Below are 14,523 nucleotides of genomic sequence, written 5' to 3' on the forward strand. Positions count from 1 at the left end.
GCATATCATCGCCGAGGAGGGTAACACCTACACGCGAGCACGCTTCAACGTCGGCCCAGGAACTGAACGACGACTACAATGCCGTACCGTATTCGATACTGAGTTTCCGGCCTCCGACCACGAAGCTTGGTTCATTGAATACTGTGATAACGTGACTGTCTACGATCCGTTTTCCTCACGTCACACGTTCGCCGAAACCTTCGAGGATGCCGACTGGTGGGAACGAAACGCTTCGGCAGCCGATCGGTGGAGCGATCGACTCTTGGAGGCAGGGCATTGAGTGCAACGTCAAATCGTTTTGAGCGTCAAAGCCAACTGGTCCCGACGGACCGGTTGGCTGAAGTCACCGCAACGGTGATCGGTGTCGGCGCGATCGGACGCCAAGTCGCCCTTCAACTCGCCTCTATCGGCACACCGAGAATCCAATTGATCGACTTCGATAGCGTCGACTTGTCCAACACGACGACGCAGGGCTACCGAAAGCACGAGGTTGGATGGGCGAAGCCGTTTGCGACATCGCAAGCCATCAGCGAAATCGATCCAACCATCGAAGTCATTCGATTGGAGGACCGTTTTCGTCCGCGCCAAGAAATCGGCAATGCAGTCTTCTGCTGCGTCGATTCCATTACGGTGCGAACAGCAATCTGGCGTTCGGTTCAATCTCGTGTCGGTTTTTGGGCCGATGGTCGGATGCTCGGCGAAGTGCTGCGAGTCCTTGCCGTCACCGACCGCGAATCCGAAGCTTACTACGCTTCAACACTCTTCGCCGCATCCGAAGCCCAACAAGGAACCTGCACTTCGCGAAGCACGATCTACGCTGCCAGCATCGCGGCGGGAATAATGGTCCATCAGTTCACACGCTGGCTCCGCGACATCCCAACGGACGCCGACACCAGCGTCAATCTGTTGTCCGGCGAATGGACCGTTCGCGACACTCCCTAACGAAACGAATGGGGCATTAGCTCTCACCAAGGCACCCAGCCCCTATACGTATCTATAAGGAGGAAAAGTGGAAGGACTAGCAGGATGGATCATCATCGGCTTCAATGCATGGTGGTTCTACAAGTCCGGCAAACGCACCGGCAGCCGCAAAGGCTACAACGTCGGCCGCAACCGAAGTCATCGCAACCACCGCTGACCACCAGTACGCCGTGGCCGCCATCCGGGGCGGTCACGGCGTTCCTTTTTTTAGCTATCAGCTACGATTCCGCTGCCAAAACATGGAATACACGGGGGTGCCCAGTCGAGTATCGTTCAAATTCTGCTCGGCGCGAATCAGACTAACTTTCAACCGCCTTTCCACTAGATTTCGCTGACTCTTTCATCCACCTTGGCAGAAAGCAAACGATGAGACACAATCCGGTAGATCCAAAGAGAATACCACCAAACTTCATCCACCACGCTTGTGAAATCACACGATCGAAAGCGAGGCGTTCAGTCCTTACGTCGCTAATTGCCTGACTCGCAAGCTCTGTTTTAAGCATGTATTCCTCGCGTTCGACAGGCGGATTAAGCTTCAATTCTTCAAGAGCTTCTTTCATTTTGGACAACTCATCGTCGTCGCCTTCTCGATTCGGCCAGCCTTTGTTGATTGCTTCAGCAAGTCGCATGTTCAAGCGAATACTCTCGACATCCATTTCAAATATTCGACTCGTCTTTTGCGCCGTCGCCTCAAGTTCTTCACTGAGAGTTGGGAGGCTCGATGCAAGAGCCCGATGGCGAATACCGTCGTTCAGCGTACCCCTCATCATTTTGGCGTCACTCATCAACGAATGTCTTGTCTGCCAATTCTTGTACGCCTCTGCCGCTTTGCGTTCCGATCGGTCCAATCGCGTCCTTGCAGAATCGGCACGTTCCGTTCCCCAAAAGTGGGTCATCATCCCACCAACAATCGCAATCACGCCAAGTGTTGCCAAGAAGCTATTGGGTGATCCATTGGCGGTTCCTATTTGAAACATTGGGAATCCTGTTCTGACATGTAAAAAAGAGAGCCATAGTGGTCAACGCTACAATTGCTGGGCTCCAAGGACGGAAGAACAGTCGCTAGTGTCGCATCAATGTCAGCGGCAGCGCGTGCAGCAACATACGGTGCCCTTCCGTTAACACTGTATTCCAAAAATATGTTGCCAAGCCCATGCTCCCCAAAGAAACGATCATAGTTTTTGGATCGATTGTAACTACGGCAATACCAAATTTGTCAGAACCACGGGTTGAAATAGAGAAAACCGGAAATCCTTCGGAAGATGCGAGAGAACCAATAGTTCTTATCAGCAGCGAGCTACGTCCGATCATTTCGCCACCGCTAATCACCAGGACTTCGTGGCGCTCACGGCGTTTCCTTTTTTTGACTATCAGCGGCGAATACAGAGGCCGTTAAACAAAGACAACTCGTTGACCGACAATTGATTGGCTAGAATATTATTACCTGAACACCAGCGTTATTCGCGAATACACCGGATTTTCAAAGAAACCATGCCGTCCTTCCTGACCGCCGAACCATCCGCAGCAATCTGCGACTCGCAGCAAACTGCGAGATTGAACGTTCTTTTCTGGAACGTCAACGGTGAGATCGACCTGTCACTTCTCGCGAAAATGGTCGATGAATTGGATGTCAGCTTGCTTTGCTTGGCAGAGAGCACAATCGACAACGCTGAGTTGCTTAATCGAATCAGCGCGCGCGGTGATCGTCATTTCAAAAATTTGCGATTGATGACACCGAAGCTCACTGTCATCACAAGATCGGACATTGCTGGAGATGAACGCTACAGCGATATTAATGGGCGATTGTCGGTGTTAGGTCTGAAGGTTGCGAAGCAGGAATTCCTATTTGCTGCAGTCCATTTGCAGAGTATGAACAACACCGATGAGAAGGACCGTTTTACCGAGGCTTGCATCGTCGCGGATCAGATTCGTGCGGTCGAAGAGGAACACTCGAATAACCGAACCATTTTGTGCGGTGATCTGAACATGAACCCGTTTTCAGATGGTGTCGTCGCCGCAAAAGCCTTTCATGCTATCGCGGATCGTCGAATTGTTCAGCGTGGAGCCAGAGTGGTCCAGAATCGGGAGTATCCGTTTTTCTACAATCCGATGTGGAATTTTTTGGGTGATGAGACAGATGGGCCACCAGGTACGCTTTACTACCGACACTCCGGCCACGTTTCCTACGAATGGAACATGTTCGACCAAGTCCTGATCCGGCCCCAGTGTCTTGGATTCTACCGTGGTGTGAGTGTGCTGACTGAATCCTGCGGCATTTCACTCGCGAAAAAGAGCGGTCGGCCGAACCGCAAGAAGTACTCCGACCATTTTCCTTTATTGATCAATTTCGAGGTTCCCAATGCCTAATAGTACCGACGATCTCTGGCCTGCAGACGTTGTTTCGCAAACGTTTCAATCGCCAACGCACGTACTGAGGACTCAGGCGTCAAATCTCGTCGATCGAATGAACGGGTTGGTTTTGGCCGAGGTCAAACAAACTGAGATTGAAGATGAGAACGACCCGCGGATCGTTCTACGATTCGAGATCTTGCCGTCATCAAAAGCACCTCGTGTGAAACTTTTTGAAGTCGTCCACCGTCGAGATTTTCCGTATCCTGCACTGATCGTTGAACCCTCAGAGCTTCCGACGTACTTGCGACGTCGCTACTACTCCCCTGGAATATCAGAGAGCATTTCACTGATGACCTCCATGAGTAGCTTGATGTCAAAACCAGGTGAATGGGTAGAGAACGAAAATGTTTGCGCAACACCGCAAGAATTTGTCCGAAAGCTTGGGCAGGTATTGGCATCAACGGAGATTAAGTCAGCAGTGATGTCGGTTCTTGCACGTTCGCAAGAAGAGTTAGAGGAGAAGCCACTATCGGTAACGCCACCACCGACGGCAACTCCACCACCAGCAAACAATGGAGAGCCAGGCACCACCGATGGAGATGTGGAGACCGACAAGCAGTGAATTTGTGGACCTACCAGCATCCGGAGGTCTTGATTACCAACGGAATTGAGGACCTCAATAAGTCGCGATAGTGCCGGACATTGAAGGACGCCCCCACGGCATACCGGCAACTCGCGGACCTAGTCGGAACAAATCAGATTGTTTGGTGCTATGTATCCCTGTTTCAAGCGATCATAGGATTCCGTGGACGCTCGAAGTGCTCGAGAGTGATTTCCTAGCCATAATTGACACATTCGTCTCGAACCGGATGCTAAAGACGAAACTCTTCCTGGATCACTGCATGACCAGTGGCTTCTCCAGGCACCTGAAGACGACATCGAGGGATATAAAGCTCAACAAGAAGCCTATTATCATGCTCAGCTGGAACCAACCGGCGGATGGTCTTCACAACTGCTAATCAATGATCCATTTCGCGAAGGAACAACCGTTCTTCTGCGGCACCCCGTTCCCATTGCTTGGGTGCTGAAACATCCTGGTTCTGTAAAACCGCGATGAGCCGAGTGAGAATTTTTGCAATGTTGGACCAGGGAAGGTACACGCCGACGGTTGGCATAAAGTAGAAAAAACCGTCCTCGGTCTGGTCCTGTTGGTCTTCGAGAATATCCAATAAGTTGAATTGAAGCTCTCAACAGCTGGGTTGATCGACTGTGGTACGTCGCCAGTTCACTCCGACGTATAGCGAATCCCGTTCTGGCTCGTACCAAATAAGGAGGTTCAGGAATTGCATCAGATCTTCAATGAAGTCGAATCCGATTTAGGCGATGCCAGCTTCTGTGGTGCCGATGCCCGCACGCCATATTTGCTCGATTTATGGTGCCAAATCGACGTCAATTCCTGCTCGTTGGTTGCCATCGGAGACCAGTTTGCTGGGATGCGGGCGCCGGGTATCTGTTTCGTCACTCATTGTAAAGGTCACTGTTTAGGGTTGAGAACACCCGATCCGACGATGTTGCCGGATCGGGCTTGGTGGGCATCGCGTTGCCGCGCGAGTGGCCCTGCCGCCAAGGTCGTCGGGATTTAGTGAGTGGTTTAGTCGTCAGGTCGTCCCGGTTTTGTCGTGATGTGCTGCAACGATCGTTTAGGGGCACGGAGCTTTGCGTCTAGCAGACGTTCTGGGGGTTACCGCCATCAGTGAAAGCAAGCGATTGACCTCGGCTTCGGCGATCTTGATCCGTCCTTGGCCTTTCCGTTCGCCTTGGAAATAATGGATCCTCGTCGATTGCCCCCTGACAACGAATTCGCCCGAATCCGATTGCGAAAGCCAGTCGTACAGCGTCAGTTGGCTGATGCCGAGTCTCGCTGCCGCGTCGTGAGTGCTGAGTAGTTCAGGGGGGCATGGATTTGTCCGTCGAAACGTCCTTGTCGGTCTGTTTCGCGGCAAATTAGCGATCCCTTGTCGCATGGCCGTCGCACCATGCGACAAATCGAATTTTTTCAAGAACAAGCTTTGAATCGCCCATGAACCAGTTGCAGATCGCACTCCAAGGATTTGAGAGCCTAGCCCCGGGGTTGAACCTGAATTTGAATGCCGAACTGTCTGATTGCATTGAGCAGTGGTTGACGACGGAGGTGTGTCCAGTGGTTGAACAGCTCGGCGAAAGTAAGCGATTTCAATCGACCGTTCTTTGGTCGGTGAATCGCCTTTCTCCTTCCGCGAAGACCGATGAGCGAAGATTGGTCGTTGACGTCGAGCGCAAGCTGGTCCACTTGGCTGCCGGGATCGCAACCCTCATTGATGTCGCAGAGAACGAGGCTTCCATAGGCGATAAAACAGTATCGGAATTCGCAGACTTACATCGAGAAACCGCAGCGTACATTGCCAACAAGCCTTGGTTTGATCTTGTCTGTACTCAGGATTTTTTTCATCCGACACACGATTTGCACCTCGACACGTTGAAATTGAATTTCGAGCACACGAAGGCGTTTCGCCAACGAAATGTTCAACTTCCGCTGGGCGACTATGTGACTCGCTTACTTCTCAATCGAGTGGACTACTGGGTTTCGGTTCTGACAAGGATTGCCGATTCAGCATCGTCCCTTATTCCAGCAGGACCTGAGACGAGTGAACGCTTTAAGGCAGTGAGTCGTATCGAGAGCTGTCGGCTCAAACTGAACCAGGCGGTAGAGAAGCTGATTTCAGCCTGCCAGGAGCCAGCGATACAGCGGCAGCGAGAGGCTGCCACCGCTTTGACTCTCGTCTACTCCGCGTACTCGGCCAATCCTCAATTGCAGTGGCTTGGTGGCAACGACAGTTTGTGGAGGGTTGGTGGAGGAATTATTCGTAGCTGGGTTCGGCGTCGCGGCACCGTGCAAAACCAAGTGCGCGATCCGAGCGGCGTTATCGTGTTGACGCCGCCGGTTCAGGCATCTCTTTGTGATCCATCCGTCATCCGCCACATCGCATACTCATTGCATGAAATGCAGCAATTCTTTGCGGTCCCCGACGACCCTCGGGAGATCATTCGCGAAGCAGTATATAGAGCAAAATTGGTTATGGTTGACAGAGAGCCGCGAGAGGTATGGTTCAATGGCCAGCCCGCATGTGACGCAATTTGGGACAATCAACCGGCGTCCTGGGATCTTCTGTGGAAACTTGCGATAAAGCCAGGTCACGCAGTGGATCATGAGGCTCTATCGAAATGCACGGTTAAAACGTTCCGGTCGCGTCGAAATCGACTGGGAGAACTTCTTGGCGAGAAATCTGGGCTGAACGGAACTATCGAGACCCAGCCGAAATTGGGGTACAAGCTTCAGGTAGATCCAAGCAATGTAATCCTTCTAAAGGACGACGGATTTGGGAATTTGAAAGAACTGAACTCTCGGGCTTAATAGAAAAAGTCGGGCAACTTTGCAGTTGTCGCATGACGCGACTGTGATGCGACAAGTCGCTTCTACACTCCGGCCACGGCTTGCAACACTGAGGCCTTGTCGGCGACAGCGAGCATTCTGCGGCAGGCCGTGCATCACGACGATTCACGGAGATGTGAACATGCTGTCTAAAACCATTGCGTCCACCCTAGATCAATTGCGTCAGGACTTTGATAAGCAGGCTTCATCCAATGCGAAAGGACGTCCCAAACAACCTAAGAAACTCCGCACCAAGGATGAAATACATCGCAAGAAGGAAGAACTTTACCAAAAGTACATAGATGAAATTGACGAGCTACTGGCCGCGTTCTATGCGGTGATGAAGGAGAAAGACGCCGACAGTATTGGGGCTTTGTATGCTCGTCACTCATCGCACTTTCAGGATTCGATCATTGATCAGATTCGTGTGATCCTGGAAGATGCTGTTCGGAAGAAGATTTACATCCCCAGGGAAAACGTGTGCTTTGACATCGCGATTCGCGGGTGCAAGGAACGTCGGCCGGGATTGATTGCACTCAGGAAGCTTGTTGCGTCCGGCAAGGCTCAGGCTGTGATGGCGTTTGCCACATCACGATTGTACCGCCGAACTTATCGGTCACTTCAATTCGTCGAAGAAGAATTGGTGGAGCGTGGCATTCGCGGAATCTTTGTCAAGTCGAACATCGACACAGCGGAAGGCGACCACTGGCGGACACTCTTGCAGGCTCTAGCTTCCAACGACGAAGCACAGGTCCGCCATTCCGTTGCACACATACAAGCCTCACAGGAAGGGCTCTTCGTTAGGCGGATGGTGCATACAGGGCTATCGCTAGGTTTTACCGGCGAAGTGGTGGTGGGCGAATTCACGCGTCGTCAACGCCCACGCCGCAGGATCGTGATTGATCCAGAAACGGCCCGCTGGATCGTGCGGATTTTTTACTGGTACGTTGTTGAAGGAATCAGTATCCCCGCGATTGCGAGAAAGCTGAATGCTGACCCTGATGCTCCTGCGCCAACGAAGTCAACAACTGGGCTTTGGAGTCGCACGTCAGTCATCAGACATCTTGCCAACGCGGAGTATCGTGGATGGTGGGTGTATGGTGCGAAGGAGACCAAATGGCTAAGCAAACAAGATTATGCAGTTCAAGTCGCCCGTGAGTCTCCGTTGAAGGAAGGACAGTTTGAAGAGTTGCGCATCGTTCCCGACGATTGCTGGTATGCCGCACAAAAACTGCTCGATACCGAACACGGCGATTCAGGGCGAAAGTCTCAGGTCCGTGACCGTAATTGTTGCCCCAATTTTCTGCGACAGCTTTTCGTGTGTCCGGATCACCAGCGAAAGCTTGCTGTCGGAGGAGCCAAAGGGTGCGTCCTATTGTGTCCCACATGTCGATTTATCAATACGGATGAACGTCCCCTTTTTACTCACCTAAATCGAAAGCTGGCGATTCGTCTAACATGCGAGAAATTGGTTGCTTCGCTGGAACCGACCGACGAACTGGTTGCTTCGATCGTTGCGATTTGTCAACGGGAATCGGCTTCATTGAGTCAAGCCGAGCCGGAATCGCTAACGACGCTACGCACTCAGTTGAACGCTCTGCTCTCAACGATCGAGTTTAATCGTCGTAATCCTGGAATCTCCGACGAGGAACAACGTCGCACGGAGTCTGTTTTGAAAGACCTGCGTTGCCAACAGAACGAGTTGCTCGCACGACTGCGCTCAGTGGAGTCAGCGATGACGGCGACCGATCGTGTTCCCGATCGTGAAGCGGTCATCGAGTTTCTCGAAATGACTCGCGACCAATTGCAGCAGTGCTTAACCACAAAGGACGAGACTGAACTGCGTAACGGACGGCGAATCATTGACGACCTAATCGGGGGCACTATTGAACTGCACCAAATTGGCAAGCGTGTGAAGTCAAAAGGGTATCTTCAAGGCCGTTTTCAGATCGACACCGTAGCGTTCGCGGTAGAGCGATTGACCGGGATGCGACTGGTGGAATCGAGCGCGTTTCGGGATGCCGTAATCGACTACAAGAGGACAATGTTGATCGACGAGCAATCCGAAACAGCGAAACGACTTTGGGAGGATGGCTTGCTTCATGTTGAGATTGCCGAGCAGATGGGATGTATCCCTCCGTACGTCACCAAACTGATCCAGCACTGGCACGACCAGCGTGGGTTGCCCCGGCCAAACAACAAAAAGCGTCGTAAGTCGCTCAAAAACAAGCAGCAACGGACGCCGCTCTACAAACAGATCGCCAATCAGGTGCAGGAGTTGATGGAGGCTGGACTTTCTAATCTGGAGATCGCGAGGCTGACCAAGACTTCTGACACCAACGTCGCCAAGGCCATCAAATGGTGGTACGAGAAACGGGATCTTCCGGTACCGACGGCAGCCGATCGTCGCAATCAAAAGCTCAGGCGTGCGATGTCGATGCTCGATGGCGGTGCTTTGCTAACCGATGTCGCGAACGAACTCGACTACAGTGCCCGCGGCCTGAAGTTGGCGTTGAACAAGTACGCCGAAGACAACGGGGATGAGACGATTGATTTTAGGTCGCGGCGGGGTAACGCGAAGTCTGGAGGATCGGCAAACGGCAAAGCCCGCCCGGCTGATTCCGACGCCGCATAGGCAGCACCGCCGATGAAAACTCCGCAGAACCTGCCCGGTTCAGCACCCTGCTGGACCGGGTTTTTCTATGCTTAAACCGCCGCAAATGCGGGGATCGAGTTCTTCGCCTGTGAGCCACAAATGGGCTCAAACCAACGCTGGAGGATGGAAACAACGGCTCCCCATCGAAAACGTACCGGAAGCCACTTTCTTAACTCGTTGATTTGCAACACTTTACGGAATTCACTTTGAAAGTTGAATTCAGGTTAGTGGTGTCTTCGACTAACACGAATTCCATCTTCGAGATAAACTTGAATAACGTTTATAAGTTCGATTTCCTTGACCTACCACTTTTTAGCGTGACCATCGCTCGCGCCTCGATAGCTCGCGTTTAGCGCCGATAGAAACACTGCCCAGACTGAGCGGCAATTCTTGCACCATTCTCGAAAGTGTGCATTCTCCGAGGTGCTGAACGCCTATTTGGAGCACTGTAGATCGGTACCATGTTTACGGAACTTCGTTCCTCCTGGTCCACCTAAGCTGCTTGCTAATAAGTGGCTCGATCGTAGTCATCAAGGTCTCCGAGTTCCAGAGAATGAATACAACACACGAACCATCACTGTCGCCTCCTCCTCCACTGCTACCACCACCGCCGCCATCTCGACGATGTTCGCGAAGTTCCTGTTGCTGCTGTGTGCGTCGCCTGTGCACCGACGGAGACTACCGGGCCGTTGTACTGAGCATCTGCGTCAATACTAATGTCCATCGAAATGTTAATTTCGACAGTTAAAAACAACCCGGTAGGATCAACAGCGTGTGTCGAGTCGCCATGCACATAGGCGTATTTGTGCAAAGAAGTAACTCCGACGCGGTTTCACCGCTGTCGTCGTAAATCTCGTCGTGATTTACTTGTCAAAGATCAGTTTGCCCGGTGCGTTTCGGGTCGGACTCAAAAAAAAGCTCGGCGCGGGTTTTTGGACGAGAGCGGGTTCACGCTCGATGCGTTTTTTTCTTTAGTCGCTTATCGTCTGGGGGCATTTTAGCTGCCCATGACCGCCATCGCAACGCGCGGCGGCGACCGTTCCGTTTCCGATAGCAGCTAAAACCAACTCGTGCGGTCGGCATCCAGCCGAAAGAAATGGCGGACTTCGTGTCCTCCACGCAGTCGCCAAAGCTCCGGTGCAGGCACGTGTGCACTCAGCTAAGAGACCTGACCTATTTGATCGATCAAATTTAATCAAGGGACAACAAGCGTCAACCAAAACATCATCGAACACCCGAGTCATGCCTAAAAAATCCCGGGGGTTTGGGGGCAGGCCCCCAAGACAGTACCGACGAACAGCAAAGGAATTAAAAAATGTCTTTTTAATCAACTATTGACAAAAGTTAAGACCGTCGCTGACCCATTTGAATTCTCCACCGGGCAATTCGCCTCCGGAATCATCATCACCGACTGCAGTCTTGATCATCTCTCGATACAGCAGCAGCCGGGCCGAACAGTATTGGGTTTGACTCATTTGATTTCCCTTTCCCTCCCTACGTTTCTACGATCGTTGCGACTGGGTACAAGCCTGTTTCAGAAATTGCTAGCGAGAAAGTAAGTCCTGAGGGAACGTTCAACTTCCTTGGGGAATGCACAAGGACCTGGGTGGCAGATCCAAGCTCAGGAGAACCAGAAAGCTCAAGAACAAACACGCCACTCGCAGTTCTACAGGGAATGAAATCCCCTGTTCTGAATCCCCTTTTTGCGGTTGCCTCTGCAATCTCTTTGCGAACAGACATGCCAATGTGAGCTGGGAATATCGAGTCGCTCCTCGGAGACTCTGTATTGTCCGAATACTTTAAATCGTAGAGTTTTGGCCATTTCTCAATGATTTGACCAACCGAATGTACTAGCAGTTTGGCAGAGACTTCGGTTCGCCAGGACATCTGTTCCGAAACTGGAACGGTCCAAAGCCAGCATCCATATTCCGGAATTTCGAAATTGGTTGTTTCAACAAAAATCTGATTTGTCATTTGGAAAACAGCTCCATCAGCAAGCCGCTCACGTTCGCGCTGTTCGAATGCCTTACGGCGTTCCAGATCTACCGGATGTAGCTTGCTTAGTATCCCATCTGGATATCGGACCGTTACATGGTCCACTGTATCCTTCCCAACGCGATAAACGTTCAAGAATGGTGAGTCAAAGGATGTACTAAGCTCATTGCCAAAGTAAACAAGAATTGTCGAGTTGCCTTTTCTCGTAATAAAACCAATCGGCGCGGTCATACTGCTTTGAATCCCCAATGGAAGAGAAGCTTTTGCGCATTTGCCTCGAGTTGAGCTGCAACCGGTCCAAGAGACTTTCCAAAGAGCCCTCGCTCAGACATCTACGCAAAATGTATCAACTCCTCTGTGAGCGTTGAAAGGTTGCCGTGTGTCTTCGAAACAAAGATTTTCCCCGACTGGCTGATTCGTCCGGCACCAAGATTTATTGCATCGTCAGCACCGCCCAGAATTACACCACTCACCTTGGTAATACCATCGGGGTGTTTTGCAAGGTACTTCATCATTATAGCCTCTAGGTATTCCTCAAGTGCTTGTTTCTGCCAAACGTTTCCCGCCCAACGGTAAGGAACACGGAGGCCAGTTTGTTCAACTGCTTCCTCTGACAGTTCTTTAAACAGCGACTTGAATGCCTGGAACGCAGCTCGCTGTGTTGTATTTAGTGTCTGTACCGTTAGCTGAGTCGTGACAGCGACCGTTCGTCCACCAGCATTTGCTGCACGAGCGAGGCGGGCAGCACGATAGATTTTATAGACGCCAGCAAACGGCAAAAGTATCCCGGAGATTAGAAGCCCTGTTCGTACCTCTCTGGCAAAAACATCCCAACTCTGGGCGCGATAGCCTTGGTAGCTGGCTGACACAAGTGCGAAGCCAGTCGTGCTAATTGCAATTCCCGCAAGCAAAGAGAGAATTTTAAAGTTGCCGGTTGGGTCGACTCCACCAATCGGGTCACCATGCACATAGGTGTATTTGTGCAAAGAAGTGACTCTGACGCGATTGGCTCAACGTCGTCGTAATTCTCGTCGTGATTTACTTGTCAAAGATCAGTTTCGCCCGGTGCGTTTCGGGTCGGACTTAAAAAAAGCTCGACGCGGTTTTTTGGGCCAGAGCGGGGTCACGCTCAATGCGTTTTTTTCTTTAGTCGCTTTTTGTCTGGGTGCATTTTAGCTGCCCACGACCGCCGCAGCAACGCGCGGCGGCGACCGTTCCGTTTTCGATAGCAGCTAAAACCAACTCGCGCGGTCGGCATCCAGCCGAAAGAAACGGTGAACCTCGTGTCCGCCAAGCCGTCGCAAAGACGCCGGTGCAGCATCTGGTTTACTCATCTAAGAGTCCTGACCCATTTGATCGCTCAAGAGTCCTGACCCATTTGATCGCTCTGACCCATTTGATCGCTCTCTGACCCATTTGATCGCTCTCGTGTCCGCCAAGCCGTTCCTGAAACTCCGGTGCAGGCGAGTGGTCACTCGTCTAAGAGACATGACCCATTTGATCGCCCCGCTTTCCCTGACACCCTTTATTGCTCTTTCTCTTTAGCATGATCAACACGGCAGACCCACACGCCAAAACAATTCCACCAAACAATCTTTGAGCACGATTAGCTTTGACATGTTGTTCTCGCGAATAGACTACTTCGTCTTCGTCTACGATCTCCACCGGATAGTGTTCGCCTGGTTCAAAAAACACGCAAACGTTGTTCCCCGGCGGGATCACTCGGGCAATGCTCTTCTGCTTATCTCCCGACATCACAAAACGAACTTTTTGGTCGTCCGAACTGATTTCCATAGCGATATCACGCCTCGTGACAACAACTTCCGAGAGCGTACCGCACAATGATGATAATCGCTCAAGCTGGTAGAGATGAAATGCCGCAAATGAGAGCAAAGCGAGGATCGTAAGCAATCCCGCTGCGACGATGCTGATTCGCTGAACGGAAAACCTATCTATTCCGTCCCCTCGCCAGAGACAGACTGCGAACGTATTGCAAACGATTGTGGCAACGAAAACAGGGATGAACAGATGGGAAAAGACTTCGTTTAAGTGAAGCCAACGAAAGATGTCCTTGAGCCCTGGCAGCGCAAGCAGCATCGAGTAAAGCACGATTGTTGCGTTCGGACTAAGCAGAAGTTGTTTTGACAGCCAGGCGATCATTCGTCCTCCCCGATGAAGTAATCAAACTTCCCAGCCGTACTAACAAGAAAATCCTGCATCGGCGTTATTGCATACTCTACTAAGAAGTCACTTGTTTCATCGACGAGAGTGTCAAAATCCGTGCCAGGAGGGAGTAGTCGAATTTCCGTAATGACGTTTGCGAGGCGTCGCCCGACCGCTCGAGGAAAGTGCTTTCCCCAATTGAGTCCGTTTGCATTAAAGCCAAACGTCAAGAACGCGTCCAAAACCGTTACTGCAAGTTCTTTTTTAGTCAATGGCTGACCATTTCCAGTCAGTGTCGCACGCATGAAAGTTAATACTGGAAGCATTGCTCCGAGAAGCAGTGATGCGTTGCCTTGCATGGAATGACGGTACGTTCCGGTACCCGGAAGGGTTAGTCCCTTGCCTGTCCACTGATCCCATGATTCGTCGAAAACTCCCTCAGCGAATGCGATTGCAATGCTTTCTTGCGAGCCCTTGTCATATAGTGAGTTTCCCTTGATGTATTCGACCAGGACCTGTAGCCCAGCTGACATCAGCCCTGCCTTCAGCGATTCCTTCTTGTTGATCGCGAAACCGATTCCACTCCCGAACTGAAACCCAACCAAGGCTCCTTTAATTGGTGAACTCCTGAAGTATCCTCCCCAGATCGCTCCCCCGGCAACTGTGCTTCCGGCGGTAATTTTCATTCCCGTCGCGATCGTAGTTGTCATCGATGTCGTGCTGAACATCCCACTCGGATCAACGCCCCCAATCGGATCCCCGTGCACATAGGCGTATTTGTGCAAGCTCTGCGGGTCTTGCATGTTCCCGCTGAACGGATCGAGGCGGTTCCATTGGGCTGACGAAGCGTCGTACCAGCGGGCTCGGTTGTAGCCGCGATTGAGCGTGCTGTCCCAAGCTTCACCGG

General features: G+C 51.6%; 14 protein-coding genes and 2 pseudogenes. 8 read left to right on the forward strand and 8 right to left on the reverse strand.

Annotated features, from left to right (window positions below):
• From ABD971_RS25290 to ABD971_RS25300, 3 genes and pseudogenes are all read left to right on the forward strand, one after another.
• Nucleotides 1-280 (forward strand): annotated as a pseudogene (locus tag ABD971_RS25290) (hypothetical protein); the annotation flags it as partial.
• Nucleotides 277-942, forward strand: a complete 666-nt coding sequence (locus ABD971_RS25295) for a ThiF family adenylyltransferase (protein WP_345326671.1) — start codon at nucleotides 277-279, stop codon at nucleotides 940-942. The pseudogene ABD971_RS25290 and the gene ABD971_RS25295, both read left to right, overlap by 4 nt.
• 67 nt (nucleotides 943-1,009) lie before the next feature.
• Nucleotides 1,010-1,138, forward strand: coding sequence for a hypothetical protein (locus ABD971_RS25300; RefSeq protein ID WP_345326672.1), 129 nt, complete (start codon nucleotides 1,010-1,012; stop codon nucleotides 1,136-1,138).
• Between the two features lie 142 nt (nucleotides 1,139-1,280).
• On the opposite strand, the gene ABD971_RS25305 is transcribed toward ABD971_RS25300, so the two are convergent.
• Nucleotides 1,281-1,916, reverse strand: coding sequence for a hypothetical protein (locus tag ABD971_RS25305; protein ID WP_345326673.1), 636 nt, complete (start codon nucleotides 1,914-1,916; stop codon nucleotides 1,281-1,283).
• A gap of 556 nt (nucleotides 1,917-2,472) precedes the next feature.
• Between ABD971_RS25305 and ABD971_RS25310 the strand changes: the two genes are divergently transcribed.
• Together ABD971_RS25310 and ABD971_RS25315 are read left to right on the forward strand one after the other, a co-directional pair.
• Nucleotides 2,473-3,348: an endonuclease/exonuclease/phosphatase family protein gene (locus tag ABD971_RS25310; protein WP_345326674.1), complete on the forward strand. Its 876-nt coding sequence runs from the start codon at nucleotides 2,473-2,475 to the stop codon at nucleotides 3,346-3,348.
• A gap of 97 nt (nucleotides 3,349-3,445) precedes the next feature.
• Nucleotides 3,446-3,955, forward strand: a complete 510-nt coding sequence (locus tag ABD971_RS25315; RefSeq protein ID WP_345326675.1) for a hypothetical protein — start codon at nucleotides 3,446-3,448, stop codon at nucleotides 3,953-3,955.
• A 397-nt stretch (nucleotides 3,956-4,352) separates the two neighbouring features.
• Here ABD971_RS25315 and ABD971_RS25320 read toward each other — a convergent pair whose 3' ends face one another.
• Nucleotides 4,353-4,562 (reverse strand): hypothetical protein, encoded by a 210-nt coding sequence (locus tag ABD971_RS25320; protein WP_345326676.1) that lies wholly within the window; start codon nucleotides 4,560-4,562, stop codon nucleotides 4,353-4,355.
• A gap of 114 nt (nucleotides 4,563-4,676) precedes the next feature.
• Between ABD971_RS25320 and ABD971_RS25325 the strand changes: the two genes are divergently transcribed.
• The 3 genes from ABD971_RS25325 (at nucleotide 4,677) to ABD971_RS25335 (ending at nucleotide 9,437) form a co-directional block, all read left to right on the forward strand.
• The gene (locus tag ABD971_RS25325; RefSeq protein WP_345326677.1) at nucleotides 4,677-4,976 is read left to right on the forward strand and encodes a hypothetical protein; all 300 of its coding nucleotides are present in this window, start codon (nucleotides 4,677-4,679) and stop codon (nucleotides 4,974-4,976) included.
• Nucleotides 4,977-5,629: 653 nt separating this feature from the next.
• Nucleotides 5,630-6,784 (forward strand): hypothetical protein, encoded by a 1,155-nt coding sequence (locus ABD971_RS25330; protein ID WP_345326678.1) that lies wholly within the window; start codon nucleotides 5,630-5,632, stop codon nucleotides 6,782-6,784.
• Between the two features lie 160 nt (nucleotides 6,785-6,944).
• Nucleotides 6,945-9,437 (forward strand): recombinase family protein, encoded by a 2,493-nt coding sequence (locus tag ABD971_RS25335; protein ID WP_345326679.1) that lies wholly within the window; start codon nucleotides 6,945-6,947, stop codon nucleotides 9,435-9,437.
• Between the two features lie 1,352 nt (nucleotides 9,438-10,789).
• Here the strand turns inward: ABD971_RS25335 and ABD971_RS25340 are convergent.
• The 6 genes and pseudogenes from ABD971_RS25340 to ABD971_RS36115 form a co-directional block, all read right to left on the reverse strand.
• Entirely contained in the window at nucleotides 10,790-10,933 is a 144-nt protein-coding gene (locus tag ABD971_RS25340) for a hypothetical protein (RefSeq protein ID WP_345326680.1), read from the reverse strand.
• Nucleotides 10,934-10,952: 19 nt separating this feature from the next.
• Entirely contained in the window at nucleotides 10,953-11,684 is a 732-nt protein-coding gene (locus tag ABD971_RS25345) for a hypothetical protein (RefSeq protein WP_345326681.1), read from the reverse strand.
• A 101-nt stretch (nucleotides 11,685-11,785) separates the two neighbouring features.
• Nucleotides 11,786-12,439, reverse strand: a complete 654-nt coding sequence (locus ABD971_RS25350) for an RHS repeat-associated core domain-containing protein (RefSeq protein WP_345326682.1) — start codon at nucleotides 12,437-12,439, stop codon at nucleotides 11,786-11,788.
• Nucleotides 12,440-12,932: 493 nt separating this feature from the next.
• On the reverse strand, nucleotides 12,933-13,613 hold the full coding sequence (locus tag ABD971_RS25355; protein ID WP_345326683.1) for a hypothetical protein: 681 nt from the start codon (nucleotides 13,611-13,613) through the stop codon (nucleotides 12,933-12,935).
• Nucleotides 13,610-14,326 (reverse strand): hypothetical protein, encoded by a 717-nt coding sequence (locus ABD971_RS25360; RefSeq protein ID WP_345326684.1) that lies wholly within the window; start codon nucleotides 14,324-14,326, stop codon nucleotides 13,610-13,612. The genes ABD971_RS25355 and ABD971_RS25360 overlap by 4 nt, the downstream gene beginning before the upstream one ends.
• 27 nt (nucleotides 14,327-14,353) lie before the next feature.
• A pseudogene (locus tag ABD971_RS36115) lies at nucleotides 14,354-14,523 on the reverse strand (RHS repeat-associated core domain-containing protein); the annotation flags it as partial.

The sequence above is a fragment of the Novipirellula rosea genome, from assembly GCF_039541335.1.
In the GTDB taxonomy this organism is placed as follows: domain Bacteria; phylum Planctomycetota; class Planctomycetia; order Pirellulales; family Pirellulaceae; genus Novipirellula; species Novipirellula rosea.

What these genes read in the sequence shown, in the direction of transcription:
- ABD971_RS25345 (WP_345326681.1), bottom strand. Translation starts at nt 11,684, where the DNA reads ATGACCGCGCCGATTGGTTTTATTACGAGAAAAGGCAACTCGACAATT.
- ABD971_RS25340 (WP_345326680.1), bottom strand. Translation starts at nt 10,933, where the DNA reads ATGAGTCAAACCCAATACTGTTCGGCCCGGCTGCTGCTGTATCGAGAG.
- ABD971_RS25335 (WP_345326679.1), top strand. Translation starts at nt 6,945, where the DNA reads ATGCTGTCTAAAACCATTGCGTCCACCCTAGATCAATTGCGTCAGGAC.
- ABD971_RS25310 (WP_345326674.1), top strand. Translation starts at nt 2,473, where the DNA reads ATGCCGTCCTTCCTGACCGCCGAACCATCCGCAGCAATCTGCGACTCG.
- ABD971_RS25360 (WP_345326684.1), bottom strand. Translation starts at nt 14,326, where the DNA reads ATGACAACTACGATCGCGACGGGAATGAAAATTACCGCCGGAAGCACA.
- ABD971_RS25315 (WP_345326675.1), top strand. Translation starts at nt 3,446, where the DNA reads ATGAACGGGTTGGTTTTGGCCGAGGTCAAACAAACTGAGATTGAAGAT.
- ABD971_RS25355 (WP_345326683.1), bottom strand. Translation starts at nt 13,613, where the DNA reads ATGATCGCCTGGCTGTCAAAACAACTTCTGCTTAGTCCGAACGCAACA.